This is a genomic window from Arthrobacter sp. MSA 4-2 (assembly GCF_016405885.1).
Taxonomy (GTDB): domain Bacteria; phylum Actinomycetota; class Actinomycetes; order Actinomycetales; family Micrococcaceae; genus Arthrobacter_D.
In genome coordinates this window covers 1-17,856 of sequence record NZ_JAEKGC010000004.1, presented here as the reverse complement: position 1 = coordinate 17,856, position 17,856 = coordinate 1, and the positions used below count along the sequence as shown (strand labels likewise).

Here is a 17,856-nt window from a genome sequence, read left to right as displayed (position 1 = left end):
GCGTGCCCGCGGGAAAAGCGCGACGGCCGGGGACCCGATTACTAGAATGGTGGGGAAGGAAGGAACCGCCGATGAAGGCCTATGACTCGCTGCCGCCGATGGCGAAGCGCCTGACGAAATGGGCTGCCATCGGGTTCGCCGCCGCCGTCGTGCTTGCCGCCGTCCTGATGGTCTTCGTTGACTTCTGGGTGGCGTTTTTCATCGCGCTGGGCCTGTACCTCGCGCTGATCGGCCCCCTGAATGCCGCCGCCCGGCGGGAGCACCTTGAGATTCTGCGCTCCAAAGGACACTGAAACGGCACACTAAAACGGGCCCGGCGGGCACCCAATGTGCCCGCCGGACCCGTGTTGCACGGTGCCCCGGATCAGCTCAGCGGCGGACGCGAATTGGGGTCGTCGGCAAGGGTCGGAATCGGGTCGACCATGGTGGGGTCGTCGAGGCCGGTTCCGGCGAGGCCTCCATTGGTCACGGGCGGCGGCACGACGGCGACCGGGGTGCCGTCGTAGCCTGCGGCCTTGGATTTCGAGCCGTTGCCCCGCTTCTTCAGAACGCTGGTTAGCTTCCCCTGGACGGCGGGGGCCTTATCCTTGACGGTGTCGGTGGCGCTCGAAACGGTGCTCTGGATCTTGGGGTTGTTCCACAGCTCATTGGCCTTGGTCCGGATCTTCTCGTAGCTCTCCCGGCCGGCCCGCGTGCCCAAAACATACCCGGCGGCCATGCCCGAGGCGAAAACAAGCTTGTTTTTCATCGTGGTGCTCCGTTCGCAGATGGACGCTGTCCCCTTGAATCTAGATCAGCGGCATCGGCGGCGCATTGAGCTCATTCTTCTGGATTTGCGGGTTACTCTCCCGTAGAATCCCGTGCCCTTCCGAAAAGTCCCGCACGCCCGCTACGTGCCCGGGCATCCCCGGGCCCGCGGCTGCGTCAGCGGAAGACGCTGAGGGGACCCCACCCGGACCCGACCTGCCTGCTGCCCAAGAACTTATTGGTTCCGAGTCCGTAGTAGACCAACCGTCCGTCGGCCGCCTTGGCGATCAGCCCGCGGGTTCCGGCGCCGTCGAAGCCGGCGGAGGCGTGCGACTGCACGATGGCGTTCCAACCCGAGTCGACCTGGCGGCGCGGCTCGGAGACGAACCGGCCGGCGCCGTTGGAGCGGTACAGGATCAGCGCTCCGGAGGCCCGCGTGACCAGCATGTCCTCCCGCCGGTCATGGTCGAAGTCGGCCATCGTCAGCTTCAGGCCCTGCCAGCCGCTCCCGACCGCCTGCCGCGCCCCGAGGGCGGCACCTGTGGGATTCGGGTAGTAGAACAACGTACCGGCCGAGTCGTAACCGACCACCCCTGGATACCGATGCCCGTTGTGCCATTTGCCCACGGTGATGGTCATCGATTGCCATCCCGCGTTTCCAACCGTCATGGGGCTGAGGAATCCACCGGAAGCGCGGCCGAGGTAGACCGTCAGCCTTCCCGTCTTCCACTGACCCACCAGGTCATTGACGCCGTCGGAGTTCCAGTCGGCGACGAACCCGGACTTCAGCCCGGTCCAGCCCGAGCCGATCCTGGTGCGGGGCGCCAATCCTCCCCGTAGGTTTCCCGGATAGTTCCAGTGCGTCCCGGCGGAATCGGCGGCAGCAACGTCCGCGGCGCTGCGGACGGAGGGGTTCGCCGGCACCGAGAAGTACTGCTCCATCGTCGGGATGCCGCGGTTCTTCATGTCGGTCGCCAACGGCACGCCGACATAGCGCAGATGCCAGGGTTCATAGGTGTAGCCCGTGATGTGCGTGTAGCCCTTCGGGTACCGGACGATGAAGCCGTACCGGTGGGCGTTGGCCGCCACCCAGCGGCCGCCGGGGGTGTCTCCGAAGCAGCCGGCGAGCTCGCACTGCCCGGCGGTGTTGCCGACGTCGACGGCGAGGCCGGTCTGGTGTTCGCTGTGGCCGGGTTTGGCGGAAATCCGGTCGGCCTCGGCCTGGCCGTAGGTCCGCACGTAGTGGTCGTACAGGGCCGCCTGCTCGTCGTACGAGCGGTAGGCGCTGACGACGCCGAGCGAGTGACCCGCAGAGCGGGCGCCGCTGAAGAGCTGGGTGACGGCCGAGGCGACGTCCCGCCGCATCCAGTGGCCCGTGCCGGCCCAGTTGACCCGGTCCGGAGGAACGTACCTCAGCGGGTTCAGCGGGCGGGTCTTGTTGACGAGTACCCAGTAGTTGTTCGGGTCGGACACCGGGGCGGCGCGGGCCGGGCTCACCCCGACCAGGCACATCAGCGCAATAATAAGCACGACGACGGTACGGCGGGCAGCTCCATCGAGCCCGCTCTCCCTGGAAGCCCGCATGCCAGCCCTCCCGCTTCAGCGACCTTGGCGCTCAGAATACTCTTTGCCACCCCCGAAGGGGAGGGCCGGGGACACCCGCCAGCGCAGTGCCTGCGGTCAGATCTTGATGATGCTGAGCCTGGACGGCGGGCACGCGTCGGCGTACCGGACGAGTGCGGCCTTCTCGGTGCTGTCGACTGTCAGGCCCCAGCGCGTCTTCACGGTGATCCACTGCGCGATGTAGGTGCAGCGGTTCGACGGAGGAACCCATCCCTCGGGGCCTGACGTTTGCTTGGCCTTGGTCAGGGTTCCCGGCTGGGCGTTGAGCGAGCCCGGATAGCCCAGGTCGTTGTAGAAGGCGATCCGGCGGTCCTGCGTCCATGAGCGTGCGCCCGACCCCCAGGCTTCATGGGCCGGAACCGTGTGGTCGATCTGGACGGTGGTGGCCGACTTATGGGTCCGGTTATCGAAACCGGTCACCCACCGGCTGTTCGCCACCGTGCAGCGCCGGGCCGAGGTGTAGTTGGGCGAACCCTTGCTCTCCTGGACCAGCACCTCGGCGCGGGTGTCCTGGCAATCGCCGTCGGCGTCGACCCAGTGGCCGAAATAGCGGTCGCGGTCGAAGCCGAGATTGTCTTCTGCTGCCGCGGGAAGAGCCCGGGCTGCCTCCTGAAGCGTGGTGACGTCGGCCGATGCGGCGGACGCGGCGGCAGGCGCGGCGGAGGCCGGCGCGGCCGCGGTGACGAGAAGGCCCGCGGCGAGCAGCGCCAGGAACCCGGACTTGATGTTCATGCTCAATTCCTGAAAGACAGACGTGCCTCCAACAGGCACTCGAACAAGCATCCCATCCCATGCCGGACTGTAGGGCGCCGGTGGGTGAAAACTGCGGGAAAACTTTGCTTTCGCAGTCCACGTCGATCCTCCTTTTCTCTCGACAATGGGATCGCCCATGCGGAATAGTGAGGATCCTGCCCTGCGACGCGGAGCTATTGAGTCAGACGGGTTGATCAATGTCAGCTGAGCACCTCTGCACTTTGCAGCCGCTTGAGGATTCCTTAGAGCGGGAATGGGACAGCTTCGCCCTGTCGCGTGGCACGGCGCCTTATCTGCGCCCTGGCTGGTTCCGCGCCTGGATGGGGGCCTTCTGGCCGGGGCAGCCCCTGCAGGTACTGACCGCGCGACGGGCGGGCGAACTGGTTGCCCTCCTCCCCCTGATGGACACGCGACTGGGGTTTCGTGCCCCGGTGAACGCTGAAACTCCCGGATTCGAACTGCTGTCCACCGACGACGCCGCAATCCGGGCCCTCGTACCGCTGCTGCTTGAGAGCGCCTCACGGGTGGATCTGCGGTTTATGCCGGTGGGCGCACCGGAGGAGGCCTTCGTTGCAGCCGCCGGAGAGCAGGGCTGCCGGGTAACGAGGGATGTCATCCGGCGTTCCGTGTACACCGACGTCACCCAGAGCTGGGAGACGGTCCGGACCGAGGTGCTGGGGCGATCCCGCCGCAAGGGAATGGCACACAGTCGCCGTAAATTGGCGGAGCTCGGCGAACTCTCGTCGACAGTTCACGACGGGAAGGAAGATCTGCACGATCTGCTTCATCAAGCACTCGCCCTGGAAGCGGCAGGGTGGAAGGGAAGCGAAGGAACAGCCATTCTGTCCCGGCCCTCTACGGCACAGTTCTACCAGGAGCTCGCAGCATGGGCGGCAGACCAGGGACTGCTCAGGCTGCATTTCCTGAGGCTGGACGGGAAGCCGATCGCTTTCAAACTGACACTCGAACAGTCGGGTGTCGTGTACTCGCTGAAGGCCTCGTACGATGAACGGCTACGGCAATACGGGCCGGGCTTCTTAATGTCTGAAGAAGTCCTGGCATACGCCTCCGCGCAGCCTCATCTACGCACGGTGGAAACACTCGGCGAGGACGAACCACATAAGCAGGAGTTTGCAACGGGCGTGCATGCGCAACTGAAAATTTCGGTTTTCTCAAGCGGCCTGATCGGGTCGGCGGCCTGGATGCAGACCGTCGCAACCGATCGTTTGCGGGCCCAGGCGCGGAAGCACCTCTCGGCGTCCACGAGAACCCGCGTGACACGGCTGGCGAGGTCGGCGAGGCTGGTCCGGTAGGCATTTTCCGAATTACGAAGTTTCCCGGCACCGTTACCGACCAGCGGGACGAGCGCGCCCCGAGTGCGAAGCGTACCGCGGGAGGACTCGGTGGCCGCAGGTGTTGGACTGATCTGCGCCGCCGCTGCAACCGCTTCTAACGTTCGAGAGGGGACCCGTGACCAAGTCGCGGCGCTATCGGCTTACCTCGGCAATTGAGGGCCTGCGCCAGCCGGCAACTGCCGCCGCCGGTGGTGCCATCCTCGTCCTGCGCTACATCTTCACCGCAGTGTGCAACTACGGCCTCGGCGTCCTGCTTGCATGGTTCCTTACTGCAGAAGAGTTCGGACGTGTAAGCGTCCTGCAGACAGTTATCACGTTGAGCTCGTTCATCCTCAGCGCGGCCCTTCCCCCGGTACTCGCCCGTCGGATAGCTCAGGCCGGGCTCGAACGCCCGGGTGGGAGCGTCGCCACGTTCCGGTCCGCGCTTGTGGGCAACGCGCTCATCGGCGTGGCCCTGTTGGTCGGCCTGCTCGTGGCACAGGGAGTCGCGGGAGCACCACTGCCGAACGCAGGGCCGGTCGTGCTCGGGCTGGTCGCCTGCACGATCCCGCTGATCGCCATCAACATGGTGTTCCTTGGCGCGTTTCAGGGCAGCCGCCTGTTCGGCGGTATGGGGTTCGTGCAGTCGGCTGACACGGCAATTCGATTTGGGGTGGGGGTGACGTTGGGCGGAGTCTTGGGCCTGGGAATGCCGGGGGTCGCGCTGGCGTACCTTCTCGGTTCCCTGACTGCGGCGGCGGGTGGATTCGTCATACTGGCGAGACGGCTCCCGGGGCGGGGCCCGTTGGCCCCGTTCGCGACGTTCCGCCCCTCCATCCCGATCGGCCTCGGCACAATCGCCCTGGGCGTGGTGATGACAGTGGACCTACTGATGCTGTCGGCTCTGGGGCCAGGAGGCAACGCTGCCGTGGCGGAGTACCAGGTCGCCAGCATCTTCGCCCGCGCCATCTTTTTCGTCGGGATAGCGTTGTCCAGTGTAGTTTTTCCCTACATCGCGCAGCACGGCCCCGGCCATGATTCTCATGCCTGGTTCCTCGCCGCGGCGCGATGGATCCCTCTGAGCCTCATACCTATCCAGCTCGCGCTGCTTGTTGCTCCAGAGCCGATACTGGCGATCGCCTTCCCGGCCCGTTATGGCGATGCTTCATCGCTCGTCCGCATCCTCGCGGTTGGCACCGTTGGTCTCCTGCTTGCCGAAATGCTCCTCCAAGCGCTTGTGGCGCTCGGCGCCCCCCGGGTCGTTGCCGTCCGGGTTACTCTGGCCGCGGTGACCGAGGTGGCGTTCCTGGTCCTCCTCGTGCCGACGGCCGGAGCGACCGGAGCTGCAGTAGCGTTCGGAATCGGCACCTGGGTGGCCACCGGCCTGTTGGCTCACGCCTACCTGAGGTTGCAGCCCCGAAAGGGATTCACGTTGTCCGGGCCGCTCCGGCAGGCGCTGGCATTGGGCGCGATGCTGCCTGCACTCCTCACAGCCCGGCTGGTGCCGCCCTTCGCCGGAGCGCTGGCTATCGGAGTCGGCTTCCTCGTGTACCTCATCGTCGCGCGGCTGTTGCGGGTCATCACCGACGCGGATGTGCTGCGCGCACGGCAGGCTCTTGGTGCCCTGGTCCCGCGTAAACGACCTTGAGGTCTTACCAAGGACCGCGCGGATGTTGCGGTAGGTGAGCCGGCAAAAAACCTGGCCTGCGCGTCAGCGCAGGGCGTCGTGGAACCGCTTCTCGAACTCCGGCAGCGTCGTCTTCGTATAGGTAGTGGTCAGATGGTTGTCGTCAAGATAGACGTAGACGTTGCCGACGACCGGACTGCAGGTGCCGTCGGGGCAGATCAGGTCGGTCATATCGACGAACCGAAGCGCTCCGTTGGAGGCCTCCGCGGGCGGCACGGGCGGGGTTGCCGCGAGTTTCTCGCTGAGCGGGAAGGTGCACTTGTCGGATTCCGCGCCGTGCTCCTCGACGCAGCGGATCATGTTGAAGGTGAACCGGGGGTTGTCGCGGAGTGCGACGACACGGATGCCGGCCTCCCCCAGGACGGCAGCCGCCTCGGGCAGGCCCGCGACGGCGCGCTCGGCGCTGGTCTTCTTGTCCGACCGCGTCGCCATGGTGAGCACGGCGTCCGGCTTCACCTTCAGAGCGTAGGCCGTGGCGGCCTCGTTGAAGCTGTTGCACCCGGCGGACCGGGTCTCGCTGGCCGTGCCGTAATTGCACCCGCCGAGAAGCAGGGTGGTCAGCTGGTAGTTGTGGCGTTCCGCCAGGAGCTCGAGGGGCTCCACCCACTGCTCGACGTGGGAGTCCCCGATCACCAGGATTTCCTTGCTCGGTGTGCCGACGGCGGGCTTGAAGGCGCACACCCGGATCACGTTCGCGTCGCCGTCGGGAGCATGCTCCCCTTCGCACTCGCCGGCGAGCGCTCCCCACTCCCCCTTCAGGCTGCCCAGATCCGGAATGGGCGGAGAGTCCCCCGTTGAACGGTCGACGAACCCGGCCATCAGGGAGTACGCGCCGGGGTTTTGGGTGTCGGCCTCGGCGATCAGGTTCGCCGCCTGCACGCGCATGACCTGCTGTACGGCGCCCACCGGCACCGCGACGAGGCCTAGGCAGGCCGCGATCACCACCAGGGTCCGCACCCGGCTCGCCTCCACCTTGGGAAGGTTCCGCAGGGGCCGTTCCACGAAGCGCGTCGTGACATAGGCGAGCATCAGGGAAAGCACAATGATTCCGGTGCCGCCGACCGGCCCGACGGCGTCGCGCCCTCGAAACACCAGGTAAATGACCAGGATGGGCCAGTGCCACAGGTAGAGCGCGTAGGAAAGATCGCCCATCTTCACCAGCGGCCCCCAGGAGAGCAGCCGGTCGGCGCCCAGCCGGCTGCCGGTCTGGCCGGCCGAAATGACCAGCGCCGCCGACAGCAGCGGCCACAGCGCGACGAAGCCCGGGAACTCCCCTTCGACGTCAAGCACGTACCCGGCGCTGAGCATCCCGGCCAGTCCCAGCCAGCCCGCGGCGACAGCGAGAATCCTGGGGAGCCTCAGGTAGGGCAGCGCCAGCGCCAGCAGGGTGCCGAGGGCGAACTCCCACAGCCGGGCCCGCGTATCGAAGTACGCATAGGCCTGGTTGGTGTTGGTTTCATAGATGGAGAAGGCGAGCGACACCGCAAAGACGACGCCGAACAGCACCGCGGTCACGGTCCTGAACCGCAGGCGAAGAGCCTTCGCTGCCAGAGACGCGCCGAGGAAGAGCAGCGGCCACAGCACGAAGACCTGGCCCTGGATGGAAAGGGACCAGAAATGCTGGAGCGGGCTGGCGACGCTGGTATCCGCGTAGTAGTCAACGGACTCGGCGGCCAGCAGCCAGTTCTGGAAGTAGAACAACGACGCCCAGGAATGTTCAAGCACGAGGGTCCACTGGGCCCGCGGAAGCAGCACCAACGCGGCGCCGAGGGTTCCCAGCAGAACGACAGCGACGGCGGGCAGCAGGCGCTTGAACAGGTGAAGCCAGTGCCGAATCAGGCCGAACGGGGTGCCTGCCTCAGCCTTCCGCACGAAGGTGAGGGTCATCAGGAACGCCGAGATCAGCAGGAAGATGTCGACGCCGCCCGACACCCGGTCAAACCAGATGTGGTAGGTGACCACCATGAGGACTGCCAGGGCGCGCAGACCCTGCACCTCGGGGCGGAATCCCTGCCGGACGCCCGGTGTCCGACGGCTCGTCGGCGGGGCGGCGAAGTGGCGTCCACCGGTGGCGCGGCGGCGGCCGCGGCGCCGCCGTGGTGTACCGGTTGGGGAGAATGTTGCGGGTGTGCTCGCCGGTACGGCAGGGGGGTCCAGAAGGTCGTCCCTCACGGGGAATCCTTTCGTCGTCTTGCAGGGTGATGCTCCGCGTCCTGCATGACGACGTGCTCCCGTTGCGGCCTATCTTCCCATGTGCTTATCCCCCGGCGCGAAACGACCGGCACGGAACGGCGCGTCCACCGACCGGACCGGCGCAGAGGAAGCCTCCGCGCCGCTGCCGCGGCTATCTGGACCGGACATGCGAAAGGCCCGCTCCATCCCGTGCTTGCCGGGTGGAGCGGGCCTTTCCTTGCTGTGGCAGATGAGGGATTCGAACCCCCGTAGGCTGTGCCAGCTGATTTACAGTCAGCCCCCTTTGGCCGCTCGGGTAATCTGCCGAACGTCTCCAGATGAAGACAACCCGCAGCAAGCGCGGGCAAGACAACTTTACAGAACATCGGCCCCAGAATCGAATCGGCATCCACAACGCAGACGAAACCGCCCAAACCGGGCCGAGGGCGCCGGTTCTGCGTCCTCGATGAGCCGGCCGGGGCGGCACGACGCCGGCCGGGCGCCGCCGCCCACAAGCCAGTAGGCTGGAAGCAGGAAAGAATCCAACATCTAAGGAGGCACAGTGGCTAGCGAATCCACGTTCGACGTCGTAAGCAAAGTGGACAAGCAGGAGGTGGCCAACGCCCTGAACCAGGCCCAGAAGGAGATCGCCCAGCGGTACGACTTCAAGGGTGTAGGCGCGGAGGTCGACTTCAGCGGCGAAAAGATCCTCATGAAGGCGAACTCGGAGGAGCGCGTGCTCGCTGTCCTCGACGTCCTGCAGTCAAAGATGATCAAGCGCGGCATCTCCCTCAAGTCCCTGGACACCGGAGAGCCCTACCCCTCCGGGAAGGAATTCCGGCTTGAGACCTCCATCAAGGAGGGCATTGCCCAGGACATCGCCAAAAAAATCAACAAGCTGATCCGCGACGAGGCACCCAAGGGCGTCAAATCCCAGATCCAGGGCGACGAGCTGCGGGTCAGCTCCAAGTCACGTGATGACCTGCAGGCCACCATGGCCCTGCTGAAGAACTTCGACGAAGCGGACCTGCAGTTCGTCAACATGCGCTGACGGAAAGCGGTGCGGCGTTGCAGGTTCGAGGACAAGCACGCCGCACTGCGACCTCACGGGAACGCTGAGGTTCCAGGCAGCGGCGCCGGTGCAGGCGATCGGCCGCGGCAGAAACTTTTCATGGCAGAGACTTTTACTGCGGTGCGGAGCGCCACCCCACGTCGGTGCCGAACCCGGAGGTTGGGACGAACTTCCAGTCGAAGGATCCGCTGTCCCGGAGGGTCAGCCGGAGGAACCCGTGGGTGTCGCTGAACCGCTTCGAGATGTACCACGGGTTGCTCGTGAAGGGACGCAGTCCGATACCCCCGGTGGACACCTGGAATGCGGTCATCCCGTCCGGCACACATTGGTCGGCGTTGTTCACCGGGCACGACCGTTCGTAGTTGTGCTGTGACCCTGAGAGGGTCAGGCGGACCCGGTGCTTCCACATCACGTCGATCCACGGCTTGTGCTCATACGCCCGCTCGTGTGCCTCAGTGTTCGACGTGAAGTACGGTTCGTGGTAGACCACTGCCAGGTGCTTACCCTCCTCTTTGGCAGCAGCGAGGTCCTCGTCAAGCCACTCCGTCAGCTTTTCAGCTTCCGGGATGTCGTACCGCCAGGGCGCGGACGACAGGAACGCGACATGCCAGTTCCCGAAGTCCTTCGAGTACGGTTCCCCGTTGAAGATCCACCCCCTCTCCCGGTTGATCGCGGACTTTCCCATACTCCCCGGGCACTGGTCGTTCATGAAGTTGTCGAGGTCCTCATTGCGGCCGGGTTCCCAGTCGTGGTTGGGGGCGGACACCCAGTACAGCTTGGACTTCGTACCACCCCACAGCGTCTGCCAATACTTCACGTAGTCCTCGCAGTACGCGGTGTCGTACTGAAAATCCCCGAGCCCGAGGAACGCGTCAATCTCGTCGTTCTCCGCTAGCTCGGTGATCGCCGCGCCGTTCCGGCCCGACGGGCTGTCGGTTGCGTAGGTCCCGACGCCGTTCATGTCGCCGACAGCCGCGATCTCAACTTCCTCGGGCGGTTCGGACTCGCTGGTGCACCCCGCAGTGGAGACCGCCAAGAGGGCCGCGACGATTGCGGCCACCCACCGGCGAGGTGTTTGTCGAGGGAGCGCCGATTGCATCCGATAACCCCTTAGAAATCTTCCCGGAGGCGGACATCCAAACAGCAGGTCGGGCTTTCTCCCCAAGCGTAGCGAGTCCATCGGGTTCCTACCATGGGTGCTGGTATCGGCACGGCTCAGCCTCCGTCCGGGCGCCAGTACCGCAGCCCGCCGCTGGTGGCGCCATCCGGATTCACAGTGATCACGGCGTACGGGAACGCCCGACGGTCCGACTGGTCAGGTCCGTGGCCGCGGACGTCCGAACACCACGTGCCGGTGTTGACGTACCGGGTGGTGGATGCCGTGACCGTCGACTCGAGTGCGCGGTGGGTGTGGCCCGAGACGTACCAGGCCACCCCGAAACCATGCGCCTCAAGGGTACGTGTGATGGAGCCCGCTGCGGCAGGAGCCTCCTCACCGCTCACCGCACGCCCGGTGGCGCGGCGCGCCATGCGGATCGCGGTGGCCGGAAGCGCCGACACCGTCCGGAAGCGGGACAGGCGGGCCAGCTCCCGAACGGTGTCCCCGTCGAGCGCGAGCCGCAGCGACTCGGTTTGCAACAGCTCGTCGTACGCGGGCTGCCGAACGCGACGTTCCGCCCGCTCGGATCCCAGGCAGGCGCGGGCGACGGCTCCGGCCCGTCGCAGGCGCGACCGTGAGGGATCGGCATGCCAGGCGGCAAGCGGTGGTATGTGCAGCTCGTCAGTGTCGCTGACCGCCGCGCGGAGCACCTCCGGCGTCCGGTGCAGCGCGTGATGCTGGTGCCCGTGCTCGGCCACGAGCACGTGGGGCACGTGCAGGATCCACGGGTGTACCCTGACCCGCGTGGGCTCAAGGGGCGACAGCAGCGCCGACAGGCGGGCGGCAACCGAGGGCCGGGCCAGGTCGGCGTCGTGGTTGCCGCAGATGAAGTGCAGCTGCACACCGCGCGCCGCGCTCGCCTCAAGCTCCTGGAACGTGGCCGGGTGCCGGGCAAGGATGGACTTGAGCCGGGACTGGCTCTCGTGCTCCGCCAGCCCGGCCAGCTCGAACGTGTCACCCACGAAGGCGACGTGCTGCTGACGGTCGGAGGCTTCAGGCACCTCTCGGCGCAGGAACTCGGCCAGCATCCTACCGGGGCTCCGGGGGTCGTCATCCGACACGCCCAGATGGAGGTCGCTGAGGAGCCACCACCGCGCCCCACTGCTCACGCGAGCAGCTCCAGCACGCGTGGAAGGAAGAGGAGCACGCACAACACCCACATGACGGCGATGAGCACGCGGCCTTCCCTTGGGCTGAAGATCGCGGGGCCCGCGCGCTGCCCGGTGTCTGGTCCAGTGACCGGTCCGGCACGACGGACCTCGACCGTGACGAGGGTGACGAGCAGCACGGTGGCCACGAACAGGCCGGCCAGTTCGAACACAAGACCGTTCGACGCGACCAGGTCCTCCAACTCGTTCATTACCAAGCCACCTCCTGCCGTGCGCGCACTATGCATGCGAGGACGGTAATCACGCCCATCGTGACCACGCAAGCCTGCCACGACCACAAAGCCAGGTAGAACATTGCCGTTGACACGAACGTCAGCGCGCCCAGGCCGATAGCCAGGACGAGCACCGCGCCGAGCGCGACATCTGTCACCTGCGTGAGCCGCGTAAGTGCCTGCCCCGGCAGCAGGACGAGGACAGTTATCGCGGCGACCGCCTGCAGCGGCGCCGGCAGCCCGATGACGGTCGCCACCGACAGCACAACGGCCGCGAGACCGAGGGCCGCGGTCAGCCGGCTGACGCCGCTCATTCTGGCACCACCTCGTACACGCGCACGTGGGCGTTTCTGAACGAGAGCTGCACACCCTCCTGGGTCCTCAGCCACCTCTCCATTTCGGCGAAGTCGGGGGTGGTGGTGTCGCCTTGGATGACCAGACTCGCCTCTGCCGATTTCATCAGCACCAGGTAGGCACCCTGGGCATTGCGCCGGGCGTACTCATAAACGGTTGGGGCGCACGTCGCCGGCGTCAGGTCCTGCCGGCACAGGTCCTCGATCGTCCGGTACTGGTGGTCGAGGTAGGCGTCTTCGCGCCACGGCGTCGGATGCGCCGCCGAGATGATCGCCGAGTCGGGCGGTGCCATTTCCTCCACGGCGTCCATCGCGGCGACCTCACTGTCGGCGAAGACGTCATACTGCGCGTTGCCGAACCGGCCGGTCACTGTCAGTGCAGCCAGCAGGAAACAGGTGAGCACGAGAGCCCCCGTCGCGCGGGAGGAGGGACGTGCGCTGCCCTCCGTGGGAAGCAGGATCGAGCATGCCTGCAGGGCGATGAACGGCAGTGCGAACAGCGAGACACGGATGAGCATCTCGCCGCCGTACATCTGCACGGGGAAAATCAGCACCGGGGAGAAGGCGAGAAGGATCACCCGGAGATCGAGGCGGCCTCTGCGCCAGTCACGCACCGCCCCCGCCGCGGCGAGCGACCACAGCACGATGGTGAGAAGGACCCGGAGCTGCACTACGACCACGTGTCCCGGGGTCCCGCTCACCCGGTCAACCACGTTTGAGGTGATCGCGGCCCCCAGCCCCGCATCCTCGAGGGGCGGGTGCCCGACGAGGTATGGACTCGCAGGGTAGACAAGCCAGAGCACCAGCACGATGCCGGCGATCAGGGGCAGCCGGCTGGGCCAGACCCGGCCGCTCAGAGTGAGGGCGGTGATGGCAACAAGCATCATGAACGGAGTCAACTGATGGCTCGCGCAGATGACGACGATGAGCAGCAGGGCCACCACGAGGGCGCCCACCCGGTGTCCTGGGCGGTCGTCGGCGGGCGCCCGTCCCCGCCACCACTCTGCCAGGTCGGCACGTCGGAAACCGCGGAAGGGGGCGGGCCGGGCGGCCAGCGGGCCGACGAGCAGTGCGATCAGGACGAGGTACAGGAAAAAGCCGAAGGCCTGGGGCGACAGGTAATCCTGGTCCTGCCAGTTGCCGAGGCAAAAGAGCCAAAGCACCAGCCAGCGCCGTCGCGGATCGCTCGTGAGGAACCGCGTCGCTGCGCCCACGGCGGTGAGCCAAAGACCCACGTTGACCACCGGTGCCCACAGGGCCACAGTCACCGGGTCGAGACCGGTCGCCGCGAGCATGGTCGCCAGGAGGGCGAAGAAGCCCGGCCAGTTGAAGTAGGCGTCGATGTCGGGGTCGACCCCCACCTGGGAGAGCGCGTCGGAGACCCCCAGGTGACGGAACGCGACCTCACCCCGCGGTATGTCCGTCACGAAGATCGGGGTTCCGAAGAGCACGAGCACGAAGACCACGAGGAGCGACATCATGACCAGGCGGCGCGCCGGTCCATCCGCGTCCCCGCGCAGCGCCACGAAGAAGGCGATGTTCAGGATCAGGACCCCGATCCAGAACGGGTAGGGCAGCACCGCGACGAGCCCCAGATCGCTGTTCACAGGCACGGACACCGTGGAGGCGGCGCCCACGACAAGAGCCAGCGCCACGACTCCCGCCACGATGCACAGCACATCACGGCGTTGCCAGCGCCCCCCGGTGGGTCGAGTCACTTCAAGTTCATCGATCATCATGCCTCCCGCCTGACGCGCCGAAGGATGGCGATCAGCCGGAGGCCGACCACCAGGGCGCCGCCGGAGAGCGCCAGGAGAAACGAAAGGGCCATGGCGCTGGCGCCCAATTCGGCGGCCGTCAGCGCTGCGGCGGAGACGGCGGTCCCGACCATCACGCCAACGATGATCGGCTCGAGATAGCGGCCGCGGATTCGGCACACGGCGTTATAGGCCTGAAGCACCGCGTACGGCACCACTCCGATCGCCAACAACCGCAGGGCGACAGTGGACGAGTCGGCATAATTCTCCCCGAGCAGGTGGAGCAGCGGACGCGCGAAGACGACGAGGACGGCGGCAGCCACGCATCCCAACGCGAGTGACCAACGGAAACTCGCTAAGAATTTCGGAACGAGTCGGCCGGGGTCGCGGACACCTTCGGAGAACTGGACGATGGCCATCAGCATCGGAGCGGTGTAGGCGGCCCAGGCCATCATCCATGCGGGATACCAGTAGGCAGCCGTCGCCGGCGATACCAGGAGCGCGAGAAGGAGCGGCAGGATCAGCCCGGGGGCGCGCTCGGTGAGCGTGATGAGCTGGTTCGGGATGCCAAGCACCAGCAGCGAACGACTGTGCGCCAGGTGCAGGGAGGGTCGTGGCCGGTAACCGATCAGCCGTCGCAGCTGGACCATGCCGATGAGGAAGGCCACGACCGACCCGAAGGTCCAGCAGACCATCAGGATGTCGGCGCCGGCGCCGTTCCTCCACCAGGCAAGGAACGCTGCAGCCCCGAAGGAGAGCACGCCGGCCACCGTGTACCGGATCGTCGCGCTGGCACCGCGGCCCAACGCCACGAGCGTTTGGTCAAGCACGGTGCACATTGTCCCTGCGACAACGGCAACGAGGAACGTGAGCCAGAAGAGGATCGATGTCGACGCTGTCTCCGCGTCCGCGGTCATCAACTGGAGAAAGAGGAAGCCGAGGGCCAGCACGGTGCCGGTCACCGTCACGATGCCGAACGCGGAATTCAGCACCCGCTCGGGGGACTCCCCCCGACCCACGGAGACGATCACGGCCGACCCGGTGCCCAGCACCGCGAGCTGCGTGCAGAGAATCACCGCCGAGACCGCCGCGGTGGTGAGCCCGACCTCATGGTCGGTTGTCGCGCGGGCGGCCACGATCCAGAAGGCGAAACCCGTACCCGTCGCGGCGGCCTTGGCCACGACAAGGCCGATCGAGCTGTGCAGGGCGGAACGCCGGACGACGGTCGAGGGGTCCGGGACCGCGGAGGCCCGCTCAGCCCACACGACCGAGACCCTTTGCCATGCCCGCGTAGTTGTACCAGCAGAAGGCGAGGTAGTAGCGCAGCCACCGGGGCTGCCCCCCGGCGAGGCTCAGGGCGCTGCCCCGGACAGCGGCGGCGGCGGGCAGCAGAGCCAACCTCGCACCGCGCCAGCCGTGCTTGCGGATCATCCGCCCGAGTCCCTTGCCGTCCATGAGGAACTGATCGAGCGCGAAGTCGAAGTCGTCGGCGGCGAAACGATGTTCGACGAGGACCTTTTGTGACACGCCCGTCCGCATGCCTGACTGCCGCATCCGCCAGCGCAGCTCGATGTCCTCCCCCGACTTGAACGAGTCATCGAAACCCACGCCCAGCATCAGCTCCCGGTCGATGACCGTCGCCACCAGTCCGAACCAGTTGCGGCTGCGGCCGGTGCGGTGGTGATGGGCCAGCGCCTGCCCCCAGTAGCCCGGTCCAGCGACGCTCTCCAGACCGGCCTGGAGTGCGTCGTAGCCCTCCTCGACCAGCTCCGTGAGCAGGTCAGCGACCCCCGTCGGCTCGAAGACGACGTCTGAGTCGACGAGCAGGACCCACCGGGTGCTGCTGCTCTTCACACCGAGCGTTCGGGCCCATGGCAGGCCCCGGCCCTCGTCACTGAGGACCCGGGCACCCGCCGCAAGGGCTATCTCGACGGTGCGGTCGGTGGAGCATCCATCCACCACGATGATCTCGGCGACACCGGACTTGCTCAGGGCCTCGAGGCAGCGCGGGAGCATGCTCTCCGCGTTACGGGCCGGAACGACGGCGGTGACCTCGCTGGGGCTGGAATCCACTGTTCACCCCTCAGGACTGCTCGTCGAGGACCGACGGCAGCAGCTCCTCAAGGAAACGAACGATGTCATCCGATGCCTGGTCCGCCGTGTAAGCGGAGGGCACCTGCAGCAGGTAGCAGGGCCGGCCGTCGAGCGCTTTGCTCAGTACGACCCCCTTTGCGGCGAAGTGCTCGCGCCACGAGATGACGGACGTAGCCGCCAGGCTGGTCACGACCCGCTGCGAGAAGCCGGCCATCTCGATGTGGAAGTTGCCGATCATGCGGTCGACCATCCAGTCCTTCGTCCGCTCGACGATCCGGGACCGGCTGCCCTCGAAGCGCTCGATGTAGACGGCGACCGCGAGCGGGGCCGAGGTTGTCACCTCCCGTCCGGGGAACGCACTTGACGCATCGACCATGCGGTGCTCCGGCGACCATCGGCGGGAGAAGTCCGCGAGGCGCGGATAACGGATGACGTACGGGTGCACCACCGTGGTGAGGCGGCCGACGCTCTGGGAGAGCCCTGAGGGGACCAGGGGCTTCCGGACACCTTCGAACAGGTGCGGGTAGATGGCCCGGTGGTGCGGCTTGATGAACATCGGCTTCGCATAGCCAAGCTGCGTGCCGTCCTCGGCGAGGAAGGCCCAGTCGTCGCCCATGAACGACCATCCCTCGCGCCTCATCAGCTTGGCCGCGGTGCTGGTCTTACCGGTGCCTCCGGCGGCGGGAAGTGCGATCGCGTGACCGTTGTAGGCCATCGTTGCCGCATGGAACATGGCGGCACCCTGACCGACCATGGCGGCGTCGAGAACAGGGACCACGGAGGTCAGCAACTCGCCCGCCCCGTGAATGCGCCACTGCTCGGGCTCCCGGACGATCTGGACCCGATCGTGTTGGAAACGCACGCTGGTCTCCGTGTAGGCGAGCTCGTGCTCAAGCAGGCCCGCCTCCGGCATCGGCTCCGGCTGGCTATCGACGATGATGTCGGCCGGCCCTTCGGAGTCGGTAGCGAAACACGCCAACATGCTCTGGAGCTGGGTCGCTGACGGCGCCTTTGCGTCGACGCGGATCCTCACCCGGCCGTGGATGTCGAAGTGCAGTGCCTTTGTACGCCCGGTGCGCATATCGTCCCCTGTCTGGAAGGTGTCGGTTGAGTGGTAATTCTGGGGTGCACGGCGTCGGACGTGCCACGGTTTCCGCGGTGCTACCCGGCGGTGACTTCTATACGGGTCAACTCGCGCTCATCAAGTGAAGAACGCTCTGCGGATCCGTGGGGGTTCGGGGGAAGCTCACATTGGAATAGGCGTATTTCACCCGCCGCAGCACCTCCGGCCGGGCCCCGGCGGTAGGGGCCTCCCACACGAGGCATTCGTGGGCCATGGTCCGGAGCACCCGCCACCCGTCCCGAAAGGTCTGAAGATTCGACGCCCCGGAGATACGGTCCAGCTCCAGGCTGGGAACCTCCGCAATCCGGAGGCCGGCCTTCGCCGCCCTGACGATCAGTTCCGTCTCGATCTCGAAGCCGTCGGATTCCAGCTGCAAAACCTCGAGGCACTCCCGCCGGAAGGCGATGTAGCCGTAGCAAAGGTCGGAGTAGTTGCTGTGCAGGACCATATTGGCCAGCCCGGTCAGTGCATGGTTTCCGGCCTTCCGCAGCCAGGTCAGGTCCTCGGAGCCGCCTCCGGTCACGTGCCGGGAGCCCTTGACGAAGTCGAAGTCGTGCTGGAGCGGGGAGACGAACCAGCCGATCTCCTGCGGGTCCATGCT

15 protein-coding genes, 1 tRNA gene and 2 pseudogenes are annotated in these 17,856 nt (G+C 66.6%); 4 read left to right on the top strand and 14 right to left on the bottom strand.

Translation table 11 applies throughout. From position 1 onward, the window contains the following. The first annotated feature begins 71 nt into the window (after nt 1-71). On the top strand, nt 72-293 hold the full coding sequence (locus tag I6N91_RS05260) for a hypothetical protein (RefSeq protein WP_198811338.1): 222 nt from the start codon (nt 72-74) through the stop codon (nt 291-293). A gap of 71 nt (nt 294-364) precedes the next feature. On the opposite strand, the gene I6N91_RS05255 is transcribed toward I6N91_RS05260, so the two are convergent. The 3 genes and pseudogenes from I6N91_RS05255 to I6N91_RS05245 all read right to left on the bottom strand — a co-directional run bounded on the left by I6N91_RS05255 (nt 365) and on the right by I6N91_RS05245 (nt 3,102). After that, nucleotides 365-748 carry a YtxH domain-containing protein gene (locus I6N91_RS05255; RefSeq protein ID WP_198811336.1) on the bottom strand — a complete coding sequence of 128 codons (384 nt, stop codon included), beginning with the start codon at nt 746-748 and terminating at the stop codon, nt 365-367. Between the two features lie 977 nt (nt 749-1,725). Further along, a pseudogene (locus I6N91_RS17555) lies at nt 1,726-2,112 on the bottom strand (M15 family metallopeptidase); the annotation flags it as partial. A gap of 315 nt (nt 2,113-2,427) precedes the next feature. Beyond that, a complete protein-coding gene (locus I6N91_RS05245; protein WP_198811332.1) occupies nt 2,428-3,102 on the bottom strand; it encodes an HNH endonuclease family protein in 675 nt (224 codons plus the stop codon). 218 nt (nt 3,103-3,320) lie between these two features. On the opposite strand from I6N91_RS05245, the gene I6N91_RS05240 reads away from it, so the two are divergent. Further along, a complete protein-coding gene (locus I6N91_RS05240) occupies nt 3,321-4,436 on the top strand; it encodes a GNAT family N-acetyltransferase (RefSeq protein WP_198811330.1) in 1,116 nt (371 codons plus the stop codon). 157 nt (nt 4,437-4,593) lie between these two features. Next, nucleotides 4,594-6,105 carry an oligosaccharide flippase family protein gene (locus tag I6N91_RS05235; RefSeq protein WP_198811328.1) on the top strand — a complete coding sequence of 504 codons (1,512 nt, stop codon included), beginning with the start codon at nt 4,594-4,596 and terminating at the stop codon, nt 6,103-6,105. Between the two features lie 63 nt (nt 6,106-6,168). On the opposite strand, the gene I6N91_RS05230 is transcribed toward I6N91_RS05235, so the two are convergent. After that, the gene (locus I6N91_RS05230; protein ID WP_307843244.1) at nt 6,169-8,316 is read right to left on the bottom strand and encodes an acyltransferase family protein; all 2,148 of its coding nucleotides are present in this window, start codon (nt 8,314-8,316) and stop codon (nt 6,169-6,171) included. 244 nt (nt 8,317-8,560) lie between these two features. Next, a tRNA-Tyr gene (locus I6N91_RS05225) sits at nt 8,561-8,642 on the bottom strand. Nucleotides 8,643-8,878: 236 nt separating this feature from the next. Here I6N91_RS05225 and I6N91_RS05220 point away from each other — a divergent pair. Then, nucleotides 8,879-9,367 carry a YajQ family cyclic di-GMP-binding protein gene (locus tag I6N91_RS05220; RefSeq protein ID WP_120164599.1) on the top strand — a complete coding sequence of 163 codons (489 nt, stop codon included), beginning with the start codon at nt 8,879-8,881 and terminating at the stop codon, nt 9,365-9,367. A 133-nt stretch (nt 9,368-9,500) separates the two neighbouring features. On the opposite strand, the gene I6N91_RS05215 is transcribed toward I6N91_RS05220, so the two are convergent. The 9 genes and pseudogenes from I6N91_RS05215 to I6N91_RS05175 form a co-directional block, all read right to left on the bottom strand. Then, nucleotides 9,501-10,448, bottom strand: coding sequence for a hypothetical protein (locus I6N91_RS05215; RefSeq protein ID WP_307843243.1), 948 nt, complete (start codon nt 10,446-10,448; stop codon nt 9,501-9,503). A 155-nt stretch (nt 10,449-10,603) separates the two neighbouring features. Then, nucleotides 10,604-11,656, bottom strand: a complete 1,053-nt coding sequence (locus I6N91_RS05210; protein ID WP_198811324.1) for a hypothetical protein — start codon at nt 11,654-11,656, stop codon at nt 10,604-10,606. Continuing rightward, nucleotides 11,653-11,907 (bottom strand): hypothetical protein, encoded by a 255-nt coding sequence (locus I6N91_RS05205; RefSeq protein WP_198811322.1) that lies wholly within the window; start codon nt 11,905-11,907, stop codon nt 11,653-11,655. Before I6N91_RS05205 ends, I6N91_RS05210 begins: the two co-directional genes overlap by 4 nt. Continuing rightward, the gene (locus I6N91_RS05200) at nt 11,907-12,242 is read right to left on the bottom strand and encodes a hypothetical protein (protein WP_198811321.1); all 336 of its coding nucleotides are present in this window, start codon (nt 12,240-12,242) and stop codon (nt 11,907-11,909) included. The genes I6N91_RS05205 and I6N91_RS05200 overlap by 1 nt, the downstream gene beginning before the upstream one ends. Beyond that, the gene (locus I6N91_RS05195) at nt 12,239-14,020 is read right to left on the bottom strand and encodes a glycosyltransferase (protein ID WP_233091516.1); all 1,782 of its coding nucleotides are present in this window, start codon (nt 14,018-14,020) and stop codon (nt 12,239-12,241) included. Before I6N91_RS05195 ends, I6N91_RS05200 begins: the two co-directional genes overlap by 4 nt. Next, nucleotides 14,017-15,303: a lipopolysaccharide biosynthesis protein gene (locus tag I6N91_RS05190; RefSeq protein ID WP_198811319.1), complete on the bottom strand. Its 1,287-nt coding sequence runs from the start codon at nt 15,301-15,303 to the stop codon at nt 14,017-14,019. Before I6N91_RS05190 ends, I6N91_RS05195 begins: the two co-directional genes overlap by 4 nt. Further along, entirely contained in the window at nt 15,293-16,111 is an 819-nt protein-coding gene (locus I6N91_RS05185) for a glycosyltransferase (protein ID WP_198811317.1), read from the bottom strand. The genes I6N91_RS05190 and I6N91_RS05185 overlap by 11 nt, the downstream gene beginning before the upstream one ends. Before the next feature lie 10 nt (nt 16,112-16,121). Then, nucleotides 16,122-17,213, bottom strand: coding sequence for a hypothetical protein (locus tag I6N91_RS05180; RefSeq protein ID WP_198811315.1), 1,092 nt, complete (start codon nt 17,211-17,213; stop codon nt 16,122-16,124). 106 nt (nt 17,214-17,319) lie between these two features. After that, nucleotides 17,320-17,856: pseudogene (locus tag I6N91_RS05175) on the bottom strand (glycosyltransferase family 2 protein); the annotation flags it as partial.